Raw genomic sequence first — 13,640 nt, forward strand, 5'->3', positions numbered from 1 at the left:
CCCGCTAGTCTCCGGGGATGGAGCAGACCGATGCGCGCCGCCCACCCGGAACTCGCCTCCGGGGATTCTCGTCGGCGATCATCCTCGTCGCCGGCGTCCTGCTCATCCCGATGGCGATCAGCCTGGTGTTCAACAGCTGGACGTCTCCCGATGCGCACGACTACGTGCGCATGGCGTTCGCGCAGGTTGCGGCGTCGGTGGTCGCGATGACCACCGCGGTGGGGCTCGTCGTGCATCGGATCGCGAGCCGGAGTCCGCTGTCGGACACTCTGTGGTTCGGCCTCATCGCCGTTCTGATCATCGCGTGGCAGGCCACGGCTCTCGCGCAGGCATCCGACACGCTGTTGCTCCGGTTGTTCCCGGTCGCCTCCTGAGCAGCGCGCCGAGCATCGGGACCACCGTGCTGCGACGAGTCGCCCGCGGGGCGGCTCGGCGTCAGTCCCGGCCCCAGCCGTACCGCTGAGCCAGAGCCGCCGCGACGGCGTCGAAGCGGCGTCGGTCCAGGGCCGCGGCCTCGCGCCGCATGCCGGACTCTTGCACGAGGTAGATCTGCTCGATGTCGACCCACGACGGTCGACCCTGTGGATCCCACTCCCCCGCGCCGAGCGCCAGGTAGTCGCGGTCCCCGGCGTGCGGCTTGCTGGTGAGGCGGACGGCGTACGAGCGGGTGGCATCCGCCCGCCCGATGATGAGCACCGGACGGTCCTTGCCGCGTCCGTCGCGCTCCTCGTACGGCACCCACGTCCACACGATCTCGCCGCCGTCGGGCGCCCCGTCGCGCTCGGGCGCATATGCCAACGTCAGATGACGTGGCGGGTCGACCTCGACGGTCGTGGTCTCACCCAGCCTCTGGCCGGGCTGCGAGGGCGGTGAGACGTTCCGACGGGGCCGGGACGGGGTCGCGGGTCGGAAGGGCCCCAGGAGGGCGGAGAAGAGGCGCGAGGCGGTTCCCATCCTCACACCCTAGACATGCTCCCGGCCTCCTCCGGGCGCACGAAGAACGGGGCGCCACGGACGAATCCGTGACGCCCCGTTCGGGGATGTGCGTGTCAGGCGCGGCTGTCGGAGAGGACGTAGCCCTCCTCGCCGTGCACGACGGTGTCGATACCGGCGATCTCGTCCTCGTTCTTCACGCGGAAGCCCATCGTCTTCTCGATCGCGAAGCCGATGACGTAGGCCAGCACGAAGGAGTAGATCAGGACCGCGAAAGCCGCGATCGCCTGGACGAGCAGCTGCGTGAACGAGCCGCTGTAGATCAGGCCCGTGCCATTGGCGAAGATGCCGAGGTACAGGGTTCCGATCAGACCGCCGACGAGGTGGATGCCGACGACGTCGAGCGAGTCGTCGAAACCGAGCTTGAACTTCAGCTCGATCGCCAGGGCGCAGACGGCGCCGGCCACCAGACCGAGGACGATGGCCCAGAACGGCGTGAGCGACGCGCAGGCCGGAGTGATGGCGACCAGACCCGCGACGGCACCCGAGGCGGCGCCGACGGAGGTGGGCTTTCCGTCCTTGAACTTCTCGACGATCAGCCAGGCCAGCAGAGCCGCGGCGGGAGCGGCGATGGTGTTGACGAACGCGAGAGCGGCGGTGCCGTCGGCGGCGAGCTCCGAACCGGCGTTGAAGCCGAACCAGCCGAACCACAGCAGTCCCGCGCCGAGGAGGACGAACGGCGGGTTGTGGGGGACGTGCGCGCCCTTCTGGAAGCCGACGCGCTTGCCGAGCACCAGAGCGAGGGCGAGAGCCGCCGCACCGGCGTTGATGTGGACAGCCGTACCACCGGCGAAGTCGATCGCGCCGACGCCGAAGACGTCCTGCATGCCGTGCGTGATCCAGCCGCCGTACGAGAAGGAGGCGTCCTCGGCGAGGCCGAAGTTGAAGACCCAGCTGGCGACCGGGAAGTACACGATCGTCGACCAGAGGAAGGCGAAGACCATCCACGAGCCGAACTTGGCGCGGTCGGCGATGGCGCCGGAGACCAGCGCGACGGTGATGATGGCGAACGTGGCCTGGAAGGCGACGAAGGCCAGGGGCGGGTAGGCCGCGCCCTCAGGCGTCTCGAGAACGCTTGCGAGGCCGAACTCGTTGAAGTCGATGGCCCACGGGAACTGCGTGGTGCCCTCCTCCGTGGCGGGGAAGGCGATCGCGTAGCCGTACAGCACCCACAGGACTCCGATGAGTCCCATGGCGCCGAAGCTCATCATCATCATGCTGATGACGCTCTTGGCCTTGACGAGTCCGCCGTAGAAGAACGCGAGTCCTGGCGTCATGAGCAGCACGAGTGCCGCTGCTATCAGGATGAATGCGGTGTTGCCTTGATCCATCTCGAAGAGAACCTCTCTGCAGGGACGCAGGTGTAGCGTCGGGTCCCCTCAGTGTTCCCAGCCCCGGTTTCCATCGGCGTTCGACTCGTGTTTCGAGTGCGTTACAGCGACGGAGCGCGTGTAAACATCGCGTTTCGCGTCGCCGCGAAGCATCGATGAAATGACCGCTCAGGAGTGCGTCAGCGCGACCAGGCGTGACACGGCGCGCAGATACTTCTTGCGGTATCCGCCGGCGAGCATCTCCTCGCTGAAGACGGTGTTCAGCGGCACGCCGGTGGCCCGGATCGGGATCTGGGCGTCGTAGGCGCGGTCCACGAAAGCGACCAGGCGCAGCGCGGCCGACTGGTCGTGGAGCACCTGCACATCGCGCAGTCCGATCGTTTCCACGCCGTCGATGAGGCGGATGAACCGCGACGGGTGCACACGGGCGAGGTGCGAGACCACATCGGTGAACGCGTCATCGGTGGCGACACCGCGCGCGGCGGCATCCCGGATCGCGTCGGCGTACTCGGCGTCCGCGAGGACCCGGGCCTCGCCGTCGATCGCGCGCTGGCGGAAGTCGGTGCCGTCGATGCGGATCGTTCGGAAGCTGTCGGCCATCGACTGGATCTCGCGCAGGAAGTCCTGTGCGGCGAAGCGTCCCTCACCGAGGGCGTTGGGGGGTGTGTTCGACGTCGCCGCCAGGCGGGTACCGGATGCCACCAGCTCGCCCAGGAGCCGGGTCATCACCATCGTGTCGCCGGGGTCGTCGAGCTCGAACTCATCGATGCACAGCAGATCGGAGCCGCGGAAGAGCTCGACGGCCTTGGCGTACCCGAGGACGCCGACCAGTGCGGTGTATTCGATGAACGACCCGAAGTACTTACGGCGGGCGGGCATCGCGTGGTAGATCGACGCGAGAAGGTGCGTCTTGCCGACCCCGAAGCCGCCGTCGAGATAGACGCCGGGCTTGATCGGCGGAGTCTTCTCGGCTCGACGGAAGAACCCGCCCCTCTTCGCCGGCGCACTCTGTCCGGCCGCGAAAGCCTGCAGCAGCTCCTTCGCCTCCTGCTGCGAGGGGTAGGCGGCATCCGCCCGATAGGACTCGAAGGTCGCTCCATCGAACTGCGGCGGCGGCACGAGGGCGCTCACCATCTCGGCCCCCGAGACGGCCGGCTCACGATCGATGAGGTGGACGACGCCGGTCGTCGCGGGCGTAGAGGTCATAGCCGTCCTGTGTCGCAGTCTTACGAGGGGGTGCCCGCTTCGACGCGGCGGTCCTAGGGTCGAAGGAGCGGTGTCCACCCTACGCCGCCCGCTTCCCCACCCCGACCGAGGAGTCATCGTGACCGTCGAGTTCGACACCACCTCCCCCAAGTTCGCCGCGTACGCCGAGCCCGGCCGCCTCGTCACCGGTGATTGGCTGCAGGAACGCCTCGGTCAGCCGGGACTGGTGGTCGTCGAGTCCGATGAGGACGTGCTGCTGTACGAGACCGGGCACATCCCCGGCGCCGTCAAGGTCGACTGGCACACCGAGCTGAACGACCCGGTCGTGCGCGACTACGTCGACGGCGAGGGGTTCGCGGCCCTGCTCAGCCGCAAGGGCATCGCCCGCGACGACACCGTCGTCATCTACGGCGACAAGAACAACTGGTGGGCCGCCTACGCCCTGTGGGTGTTCTCGCTGTTCGGCCACGAGGACGTGCGGCTGCTCGACGGCGGTCGCGACAAGTGGATCGCCGAGGGACGCCCGCTGACCACCGACCGCACCGAGCGTGACGCGACCGACTACCCCGTGGTCGAGCGGGACGACGCGCTCATCCGCGCCTACAAGGACGACGTCCTGGCCCATCTCGGCAACCCGCTCATCGACGTCCGCTCCCCCGAGGAGTACTCGGGCGAGCGCACCTCCGCACCCGCGTATCCCGACGAGGGCGCACTGCGCGCCGGTCACATCCCGAGCGCCCAGAGCGTTCCGTGGGCCAAGGCCGTGGCCGAGGACGGCGGCTTCAAGTCGCGCGAGGAACTGGATGCCATCTATCGCGACGGCGCGGGCCTGAAGGACGGCGACAAGATCGTGGCGTACTGCCGCATCGGCGAGCGCTCGAGCCACACGTGGTTCGTGCTCAAGCATCTGCTCGGCTTCGACGACGTGCGCAACTACGACGGCTCGTGGACCGAGTGGGGCAGCGCCGTGCGCGTGCCGATCGTCTCGGGCGCCGAGCCCGGCGAGGTTCCCGGGCGCTGAGCCCGCCTGTCGTGGGCGTGGGAGGATGACGGAGATGTCCGAGAACACCCTCCCCGCCCGCCTCGCCGAGATCCGCGACGAGTTCCTCGAGCTCGACGAGCCCGATCGTCTGCAGCTGCTCCTGGAGTTCTCGCAGGAGCTGCCCGAGGTGCCTGCGGAGTACGCCGATCACCCCGAGATGTGCGAGCGGGTGACCGAGTGCCAGTCGCCGGTGTACATCGTGGTCGACGTCGACGAGGCCGGACGCGTGGCGATGCATGCGACCGCGCCCGCCGAGGCTCCGACGACGCGCGGGTTCGCCAGCATCCTGGCCCAGGGCCTCACGGGCCTCTCGGCCGCAGAGGTGCTGGCGGTGCCCGACGACTTCCCGCAGAGCATCGGCCTCACCCGCGCCGTGAGCCCGCTGCGCATCGCCGGGATGACGGGCATGCTCATGCGCGCGAAGCGTCAGGTGCGCGCCAAGAGCGGCCTCTGACGCCTCACTCCTCGGTGGCGAGCCCCCGAGCGCGCACCCAGTCCTGAATGGTGCGTCTCCAGCGCGCCTCGTCGTAGTTCCACAGCTTCGTGTGGCGGGCGACGTCGAAGGTCTCCATCGTGACGAGGTCGGGGCGCGCCTCGGCGAGGGCGTGTGAAGCGTCGCTCGGCACGAAGCCGTCGTCGTCGCTGTGGAGGACGAGCACGGGGTGCCGCAGTTCGGCGGCCCGGGCGACGGCGTCGAGTCGGTCCAGCGGGATGCCGGAGCCGCTCCGGGTGAGCATCGCGCCCCAGTCGGATCGCAGGATCTGCTGCGCCAACGCCAGGACCGGCGCGGGCAGACGCAGGAGGCGTCCCTGGTAGCGCAGGACGGTGCGCCAGTCGGCGACGGGCGATTCGAGGATGAGACCGGCGATGACGTCGCGGTGAGGCGAGGAGAATTCCGTCTGCAGGCAGATGGCGCCCCCCATCGACCAGCCCATGAGCAGGATGCGTCGCGCACCCTGCCGTCGGGCGTATCCGATCGCGGCATCCACATCTCGCCACTCCGTGGCGCCGAGTCCGTAGGTGCCGGTGCGGCTACGGGGTGCGTCTCCGTCGTTGCGGTACGACACGAGGAGGCTCGTGATGCCGAGGTCGTGGAAGACGGGGACGGCGCGCAGCGTCTCGGAGCGGGTCGTGCCGCGACCGTGCACCTGGATGACCCAGACGTCGCTGTCGACGGCCGCGGGGAACTCCCACGCGGGGCAGGGGCCGACAGGCGTGCCGATCAGGGCGTTGCGGTAGGGCAACTGCAGGTCGTCGGGCTTGTCGTAGTACCAGCCGCTGAACGCCGCAGCCGGGGCCAGGTGCGCGTCGGGCGGGACGTGGGTGAGGAGCTTGCGGGTGACGGTCGCCTCGTCCTCCTTGACGACGGACCCGAGCCGCAGGTAGTCCGCGGTGCCGGTGGTGAACAGGCCGTAGCGTCCGGGCAGCGCCGTGTCCGGGGTCCGCTGCAGCGTCACCGTCTGGGCTGCCGGGTCCAGCGCCACCAGCTGGACGTCGGGCACGCGCCCGGCGGGGGTCACGACCGTGCGAGCCATGCGCAGGGAAACCGCACCGAGGGCGGTCGCGCTGAGACCGAGCGCTGCGCTCAGCGCGGCGATCGCGACTCGCAGCGGTGCCGCCGCGGGGTGCGGGGCACGGCGCCTCGCGGCGCGCCTGGGAGCGTTCATCGAGGCCTCACTCTAGTCTGTGGCCGTGACTGACCCCCGCTCACCCGAGGCGGCGACCCCCTTCGCCCGGGCGGCCGACGAGTTGCGCGCGACCACGTTCCGCGACGACTTCGTGGTGCGCGAGATCCCGTCTCCGTCGGGGCTGGCGCCGCAGTCGCTCGCGCTGGCCGGCGACGTCCGGCCCGACGCGCACGCGACGGATTCGCCGTTCGGCACCGGGCGGTTCATCCTGCTGCACGACCCGGAGGAACCGGAACCGTGGGGCGGTGCCTGGCGTGTCGTCTGCTTCGCGCAGGCGCCCCTCGAGCCCGAGATCGGCATCGACCCGCTCCTGGCCGACGTCGCCTGGTCCTGGCTCATCGACGCGCTCGACTCGCGCGGGGCCGAACGCCACTCGGAGTCGGGAACGGCGACCAAGACGCTGTCGACCGGGTTCGGCGCTCTCGCCGCGCAGGGCGAGGGGTCACAGATCGAACTCCGCGCGTCGTGGTCACCGCGCGGTCCGTTTCGCCCGCACCTGGAGGCGTGGGCCGAACTCGTCTGCATGCTCGCCGGACTCCCGCCGGGGTCCGAGGGCGTTGCCGTCCTCGGAGCCCGGAGGCCCCCGCGTGGTTGAGTACACCGTCATCGCTGATGCGCCGGGCCTGGCTGTGGCTTCGCAGTCGCTGGCATCCGGGGTCGGCCCCGTCGCCGTCGACGTCGAACGCGCCTCGGGATTCCGGTATTCGCAACGTGCGTACCTCATCCAGGTCTTCCGACGCGGCGCGGGGGTGTTCCTCTTCGACCCGTCGACGATCGAGGACTTCGCGCCGCTGCAGAACGCGATCGGCGACGCCGAGTGGGTGTTGCACGCGGCGAGTCAGGATCTTCCCTCCCTGCGCGAGAGGGGGCTCGAGCCGCGCGAGATCTTCGACACCGAGCTCGGCTCACGACTCCTCGGGCACGAGCGCGTCGGTCTGGGTGCGGTGGTCGAGCAGACCCTCGGCATCACCCTCGCCAAGGCCCACTCCGCGGCGGACTGGTCGACGAGGCCGCTGCCGGCCTCGTGGCTGGAGTATGCCGCGCTCGATGTCGAACACCTCGTGGACGTCCGGGACAAGCTCGCCGCCGAGCTCGAGGAGCAGGAGAAGACCGAGTTCGCGCGTCAGGAGTTCCAGGCCGTGCTCGAGCGTCTGCCCAAGCCGCCGCGCGACGACCCGTGGCGCCGGCTGAGCGGGCTGCACACGGTCCGCGGTCGCCGGGCGCTCGCCGTCGCCCGCTCGCTGTGGCAGGCGCGCGAGGATTACGCACGCGAGCAGGATGTGGCGCCCGGGCGTCTCGTCCCCGACCGCGCTCTCGTGGCCGCGGTGCTCGCCGACCCCTCGAGCAAGCAGGCTCTCGCCGGCGTCAAGGAGTTCAACGGGCGCGCCAGCCGTACGCAGCTGGACCGCTGGTGGAATGCGATCGTCGCGGGGCGCGAGGCGACTGATCTGCCTCCGGACCGCGTGCCCAGCGACACCCTCCCGCCGCCGCGTGCCTGGATCGACCGGAATCCCGACGCGGACCGTCGGCTGAAGGCGGCGCGGCCGGCCGTGGAGGCGCGGGCGGAAGAGCTCCGGATGCCGACCGAGAACCTGCTCACCCCCGAGACACTGCGTCGGGTGGCATGGGCTCCCCCATCCGACGTGACGGTCGAGGGCATCTCCGCCGCCCTCGCTGAGCTCGGTGCGCGGTCGTGGCAGATTGAGCAGACCGCACAGGTGATCGCCGATAGCTTTGTAGCTTCCAGCAACGCCGATCCGGACGTGTCGGAGGCGGATTCGTAGGTTCGGACAACCGATTCCTCGGGTCGCCGCGCGTTTCCTAGGCTGGCTGCATCCCAAACAATGGAGGCAGAGTGGCCGAGATGTCGGACGTCTTCTTCGTCGACGGTATGCGTACCCCCTTCGGGCGCGCCGGCGAGAAAGGCATGTACTGGAACACCCGCGCGGACGACCTGGTGGTCAAGGCGATCATCGGGCTGATGGAGCGCAACGGCGACGTGCCGAAGGACCGGATCGACGACGTGGCGATCGCCGCGACGTCACAGACCGGTGACCAGGGACTCACCCTCGGGCGCACGGCGGCGATCCTCGCGGGACTGCCGATGACCGTGCCGGGGCTCGCGATCGAGCGCATGTGCGCGGGTGCGATGACGAGCGTCACCACCATGGGCGCCTCGATCGGCGTCGGAATGTACGACCTCGCCCTCGCGGGCGGCGTCGAGCACATGGGGCATCACCCCATCGGTGCCAACGCCGACCCCAACCCGCGTTTCGTGGCCGAGAAGCTCGTCGACCCCGGCGCGCTCAACATGGGCGTGACGGCAGAGCGCATCCACGACCGGTTCCCGCACCTGACCAAGGAGCGCGCGGACCGTTTCGGCATGGCTAGCCAGCACAAGGCCCAGGCCGCGTACGAGGCGGGGAAGTTCCAGCGCGATCTCGTCCCCGTGGCCGTGAAGGATGCCGAGGGTGCCTGGGGCCTGGCCACCGAGGACGAGGGGCGTCGCCCCGAGACGACCCTCGAGGGCCTGGCATCCCTCAAGACCCCGTTCCGTCCGCACGGCCGCGTGACCGCGGGGACGTCGTCGCCGCTCACGGACGGTGCGACCATCAGCCTCCTGGCCGGTGCGGACGCGGTGAAGGAGTTCGGTCTCACACCCAAGATGCGGATGGTCTCGTTTGCCTTCGCCGGTGTGCAGCCCGAGATCATGGGTATCGGCCCGATCCCCTCGACCGAGAAGGCCCTGAAGAAGGCCGGTCTCACGATCGACGACATCGGTCTGTTCGAGCTCAACGAGGCCTTCGCGATCCAGGTCATCTCGCTCCTGGACCACTTCGGCATCGCCGACGACGACCCCCGCGTCAACCCGTGGGGCGGTGCGATCGCCCTCGGCCACCCGCTCGCGGCATCCGGTGTCCGGCTCATGATCCAGCTCGCGGCGCACTTCGCCGAGCGCCCCGACGTGCGCTACGGCCTCACGGCCATGTGCGTGGGTCTCGGCCAGGGCGGCTCGGTGATCTGGGAGAACCCGTTCTTCGACGGAAAGAAGAAGCGCAAGTGACCGACTACTCCGCCATCGACTTCTCGCCTCTGGACGCGCTCACCGCCGACGAGGTGGTCACCCGCTCCCCCGTCCGCGACGTACGGCTGCCCTCGGGCAACGTGCTGGCGCTGATCACTCTCGACAACGGACGCGACCACACCCGGCCCAACACGCTGGGACCGGCGACCCTTGCCGAGCTGGGGGGCACCCTTCAGACCCTGAAGCAGCGTGCGGCGGCCGGCGAGATCCACGCCGTCGGCATCACCGGCAAGCAGTACATCCTCGCCGCCGGCGCTGATCTGTCCGACGTGGCGAAGCTCCCGTCGAAGGAGATCGCGCGCCTCATCGCCCAGCGCGGCCATCAGGTGCTCGGTTCGCTCTCCGACCTCGGCGTCCCGTCGTTCGCGTTCGTCAACGGCCTCGCCCTCGGCGGCGGCCTGGAGATCGCCCTGAACTCGACGTACCGCACGGTCGATGCGTCCGCCGCGGCGATCGCGCTTCCCGAGGTGTTCCTGGGCATCATTCCGGGTTGGGGCGGCGCCTACCTGCTGCCGAACCTCATCGGCATCGAGAACGCGCTCGAGGTCGTGGTGTCCAACCCGCTGAAGCAGAACCGGATGCTCAAGCCCCAGCAGGCCTTCGACCTCGGGATCATGGATGCCATCTTCCCGGCGGCGTCCTACCTGGAGGATTCGCTCCGCTGGGCCGACGGCGTGCTCACCGGCCGCGTCAAGGTCGAGCGCAAGAACGAGCCCGGGAAGATCGAGCGCCTCACCAAGTGGCCCATCGCGATCAAGGTGGCGCGAGGAATGCTCGAGAGCAAGATCGGCACGGTCCCCCGCTCCCCCTACGTCGCGCTCGACCTGCTCGAGAAGGCCAAGGGCGGCACGAAGGCCGAAGGCTTCGCCCGCGAGGATGAGGCGCTGGCCGATCTCATCACGGGCGACCAGTTCGCGGCATCCATGTACGCGTTCGACCTCGTGCAGAAGCGCGCGAAGCGGCCCGTCGGAGCCCCCGACAAGGCGCTGGCGAAGAAGGTCACGAAGGTCGGCGTGATCGGCGCGGGTCTCATGGCCTCGCAGTTCGCCCTGCTGTTCGTCCGCAAGCTGCGGGTCCCGGTGGTCATCACCGACCTCGACCAGGGACGCGTCGACAGGGGCGTGGCATCCATCCGCGAGGAGATCGGCAAGCTGGAGGCGAAGGGACGCCTCGACGCCGACACCGCCAATCAGCTGCGATCACTCGTGCACGGCACCACCGATCGCGGGGAGTTCGCGGACTGCGACTTCGTGATCGAGGCCGTGTTCGAGGAGGTGGGCGTCAAGCAGGAGGTGTTCGCCGCGATCGAGAAGATCGTCTCCGAGGACGCGATCCTCGCCACGAACACCTCGTCGCTGTCGGTCGCCGAGATCGGCTCGGCGCTCGAGCACCCCGAGCGGCTCGTCGGCTTCCACTTCTTCAACCCCGTCGCGGTCATGCCGCTCATCGAGGTCGTCAAGACCGGAGCCACCTCCGACGCAGCGCTGTCGACGGCATTCGTCGTGGCGAAGGGGCTCGGCAAGAACGCGGTGCTCACGGCCGACGCGCCCGGGTTCGTCGTGAACCGCTTGCTCGCGAAGGTCATGGGCGAGGCGGCCCGGGCAGTGTACGAGGGCACGCCGATCACGGTCGTCGAGAAGGCGTTCGCGCCTCTCGGTCTGCCCATGGGGCCGTTCCAACTCATCGACCTCGTCGGCTGGAAGGTCGCCGCCCACGTGCAGGACACGATGGCCCACGCGTTCCCGGAGCGCTTCTTCGCGTCGGAGAACTTCCACGAGCTCGCGGCGCTGCCCGAGGTCGTCGAGAAGGACAAGGGCGGTCGTGTCACCGGCTGGACCAAGGCCGCGCAGAAGGTGCTCGTCACCGGCAAGACGCCCGTCCCGCCCGAGACGATCCTCGCCCGCGTGCAGGACGGCCTCGCGCAGGAGATCAAGATCATGCTGGACGAGGGCGTGGTCCCCGAGGTCCAGGACATCGACCTGTGCCTGATCCTCGGTGCCGGCTGGCCGTTCATCGACGGCGGCGCATCGCCCTACCTCGACCGGGAGGGTGCCTCGCAGCGCGCGTTCGGTGACACGTTCCACCACCCGCCGATCCGCGGTATCGGCGGCTGAACACCGGGACACGACAGCGGCGCCGTCCCCGAGGGGGCGGCGCCGCTGTCGTGTCCCGGGTGCTGCGACGGAAACAGGCTGGTGCGATGAGAACAGGCCGGAACGCTGCGTTCCGGCCTGTTCTCCGAGCATCCCCTGTTCCGGGGACACCTCGCGCTCAGCGCTCGGCGTCGTCGCGCACTCGCGCCTCGGGCAGCCACACCGGCTCGGTCTGCCGAGCCATGGGCACGCGCGTCCCGAGCACCTGAGCCACGACGTCGTGAGCGATCTTGGAAGCCGTGAGCCCGGCATCCTCGAGGATCTGCTCGCGCGAGGCGTGATCGATGAATTCGTCCGGGATGCCGAGTTCGTCGACGGCGGTGTCGACGCCGGCCTCGCGCAGCACCTGACGCACGCGGGTTCCGACGCCGCCGACGCGGATACCGTCCTCGATCGTGATCACCAGCCGGTGCTCGCGCGCGAGGTCGATGATCGACGGCTGGACGGGGATCGCCCAGCGGGGGTCGACGACCGTGGCGCCGATGCCCTGCGCGCGCAGGCGCTCGGCGACGTCCATCGCGAGGTGCGCCATGGGACCGATTCCGACGAGCAGCACGTCGTCCGACGAACCGCGCGCCAAGACGTCGACGCCGTCGGGCAGCCGTTCGATCGCCTCGAGGTCGGCGGGAACGCCGCCCTTCGGGTAGCGGACCACGGTCGGGGCGTCGTCGACGGAGACGGCCTCGCGGAACTCCTCGCGCAGTCGTGTCGCGTCGCGCGGTGCGGCGATCCGGATGCCGGGCACCAACTGCAGCATCGCGAGGTCCCAGATGCCGTGGTGACTCGGGCCGTCGGGGCCCGTGACCCCGGCTCGGTCGAGCACGAAGGTCACGCCGGCCTTGTGCAGGGCGACGTCCATCATGACCTGGTCGAATGCGCGGTTCATGAAGGTCGCGTAGATCGCGACGACGGGGTGGAGCCCGCCGAAGGCCAGGCCCGCGGCGGAGGCCACGGCGTGCTGCTCGGCGATGCCGACGTCGTACACGCGTCCGGGGAAACGCTCGGCGAAAGATTGGAGACCGGTCGGTCGCAGCATCGCCGCGGTCATCGCGATGACGTCATCGCGCTCGGCGCCGACGGCGGTCAGCTCCTCGGCGAAGACGTCGGTCCACTGCGGATCGCTGCCCGAGCCGAGGGCTTCACCCGTGATCGGGTCGATCTTGCCGACGGCGTGGAACTGGTCGGCGGTGTCGCTGAGAGCGGGCGCGTACCCGCTGCCCTTGTCGGTGATGGCGTGCACGATGACGGGTGCGCCATAGGACTTGGCCAACTCGAGCGTCTCGATGAGGGACTCGAAATCGTGCCCGTCGATGGGCCCGAGGTACTTGATGTCGAGGTTGCTGTAGAGCGCCTCGTTGTTGGTGAAGCGCGACAGGAACCCGTGGGTGCCGCCCCGGACACCGCGATACACGGCGCGGGCCGCAGGCCCGAGGCGCCGGAACAGGGTGTCGGAGCTGCGGTGCAGGTGTCGGTAGGCCTCGTTCGTGCGGACCCGGTTCAGGTACCGGGCCATGCCGCCGATGGTCGGGGCGTACGAACGGCCGTTGTCATTGACGACGATGACGAGGTTGCGGTCGTTGTCGTCGCTGATGTTGTTCAGCGCCTCCCACGTCATGCCGCCGGTGAGCGCTCCGTCGCCGACCACCGCTACGACGTGGCGGTCGGTACGACCCGTGCGCGAGAACGCGCGTGAGACGCCGTCGGCCCAGCTGAGCGAGCTGGACGCGTGCGAGGACTCGACGATGTCGTGCTCGCTCTCGGAGCGCTGCGGGTAACCGGCGAGACCGCCGCGCGAACGCAGCTTGGCGAAGTCCTGACGTCCGGTGAGGATCTTGTGCACGTACGACTGGTGCCCGGTGTCGAAGATGATCGGATCGGCCGGGGAGTCGAAGACGCGGTGCAGGGCGATCGTCAGCTCGACGACGCCCAGGTTGGGTCCGAGGTGGCCGCCCGTACGGGCGACGTTCTCGACCAGGAAGGAACGGATCTCGGCGGCGAGCTGCCGCAGCTGATCGGGGGTGAGACCGTCGAGGTCACGGGGACCGTGGATGCCGGGTAGGAGAGCCATGTGACTCCTCTCGTGCGGTTCGCGCAGAAGCCTGCGCGTCTGTCGATTCTAGTCTCGGCACCCGGATCGGGCCC

Annotated in this window: 12 protein-coding genes; 7 read left to right on the plus strand and 5 right to left on the minus strand. The window is 69.6% G+C overall.

The genetic code is table 11. From position 1 onward, the window contains the following. The first annotated feature begins 17 nt into the window (after positions 1 to 17). Positions 18 to 374 (plus strand): hypothetical protein, encoded by a 357-nt coding sequence (locus LL239_RS07515; protein ID WP_228162837.1) that lies wholly within the window; start codon positions 18 to 20, stop codon positions 372 to 374. A 61-nt stretch (positions 375 to 435) separates the two neighbouring features. On the opposite strand, the gene LL239_RS07520 is transcribed toward LL239_RS07515, so the two are convergent. The 3 genes from LL239_RS07520 to zapE all read right to left on the minus strand — a co-directional run bounded on the left by LL239_RS07520 (position 436) and on the right by zapE (position 3,530). Continuing rightward, on the minus strand, positions 436 to 954 hold the full coding sequence (locus tag LL239_RS07520) for a type II toxin-antitoxin system PemK/MazF family toxin (RefSeq protein ID WP_228162838.1): 519 nt from the start codon (positions 952 to 954) through the stop codon (positions 436 to 438). 95 nt (positions 955 to 1,049) lie between these two features. Then, positions 1,050 to 2,324, minus strand: a complete 1,275-nt coding sequence (locus tag LL239_RS07525; RefSeq protein ID WP_228162839.1) for an ammonium transporter — start codon at positions 2,322 to 2,324, stop codon at positions 1,050 to 1,052. A gap of 168 nt (positions 2,325 to 2,492) precedes the next feature. Further along, on the minus strand, positions 2,493 to 3,530 hold the full coding sequence (gene zapE / locus LL239_RS07530) for a cell division protein ZapE (protein ID WP_228162840.1): 1,038 nt from the start codon (positions 3,528 to 3,530) through the stop codon (positions 2,493 to 2,495). A gap of 118 nt (positions 3,531 to 3,648) precedes the next feature. Between zapE and LL239_RS07535 the strand changes: the two genes are divergently transcribed. Beyond that, positions 3,649 to 4,551 carry a sulfurtransferase gene (locus tag LL239_RS07535; protein ID WP_228162841.1) on the plus strand — a complete coding sequence of 301 codons (903 nt, stop codon included), beginning with the start codon at positions 3,649 to 3,651 and terminating at the stop codon, positions 4,549 to 4,551. Between the two features lie 34 nt (positions 4,552 to 4,585). After that, a complete protein-coding gene (locus LL239_RS07540) occupies positions 4,586 to 5,026 on the plus strand; it encodes a SufE family protein (RefSeq protein ID WP_228162842.1) in 441 nt (146 codons plus the stop codon). Between the two features lie 4 nt (positions 5,027 to 5,030). Here LL239_RS07540 and LL239_RS07545 read toward each other — a convergent pair whose 3' ends face one another. Next, on the minus strand, positions 5,031 to 6,239 hold the full coding sequence (locus LL239_RS07545) for an alpha/beta hydrolase family protein (protein ID WP_228162843.1): 1,209 nt from the start codon (positions 6,237 to 6,239) through the stop codon (positions 5,031 to 5,033). Between the two features lie 25 nt (positions 6,240 to 6,264). Here LL239_RS07545 and LL239_RS07550 point away from each other — a divergent pair, with 25 nt between their 5' ends. The 4 genes from LL239_RS07550 to LL239_RS07565 all read left to right on the plus strand — a co-directional run bounded on the left by LL239_RS07550 (position 6,265) and on the right by LL239_RS07565 (position 11,459). After that, positions 6,265 to 6,855: a DUF3000 domain-containing protein gene (locus tag LL239_RS07550; protein ID WP_374197619.1), complete on the plus strand. Its 591-nt coding sequence runs from the start codon at positions 6,265 to 6,267 to the stop codon at positions 6,853 to 6,855. Next, a complete protein-coding gene (locus LL239_RS07555; protein ID WP_228162845.1) occupies positions 6,848 to 8,044 on the plus strand; it encodes an HRDC domain-containing protein in 1,197 nt (398 codons plus the stop codon). Before LL239_RS07550 ends, LL239_RS07555 begins: the two co-directional genes overlap by 8 nt. A gap of 71 nt (positions 8,045 to 8,115) precedes the next feature. After that, positions 8,116 to 9,324 carry a thiolase family protein gene (locus tag LL239_RS07560; protein ID WP_228162846.1) on the plus strand — a complete coding sequence of 403 codons (1,209 nt, stop codon included), beginning with the start codon at positions 8,116 to 8,118 and terminating at the stop codon, positions 9,322 to 9,324. After that, positions 9,321 to 11,459: a 3-hydroxyacyl-CoA dehydrogenase NAD-binding domain-containing protein gene (locus LL239_RS07565; RefSeq protein WP_228162847.1), complete on the plus strand. Its 2,139-nt coding sequence runs from the start codon at positions 9,321 to 9,323 to the stop codon at positions 11,457 to 11,459. The genes LL239_RS07560 and LL239_RS07565 overlap by 4 nt, the downstream gene beginning before the upstream one ends. 157 nt (positions 11,460 to 11,616) lie before the next feature. Here the strand turns inward: LL239_RS07565 and dxs are convergent, their stop codons facing one another. Further along, entirely contained in the window at positions 11,617 to 13,566 is a 1,950-nt protein-coding gene (dxs, locus tag LL239_RS07570) for a 1-deoxy-D-xylulose-5-phosphate synthase (protein WP_228162848.1), read from the minus strand. Positions 13,567 to 13,640 lie beyond the last annotated feature (74 nt).

Source organism: Microbacterium testaceum (assembly GCF_020781835.1).
Lineage (GTDB): Bacteria > Actinomycetota > Actinomycetes > Actinomycetales > Microbacteriaceae > Microbacterium > Microbacterium testaceum_H.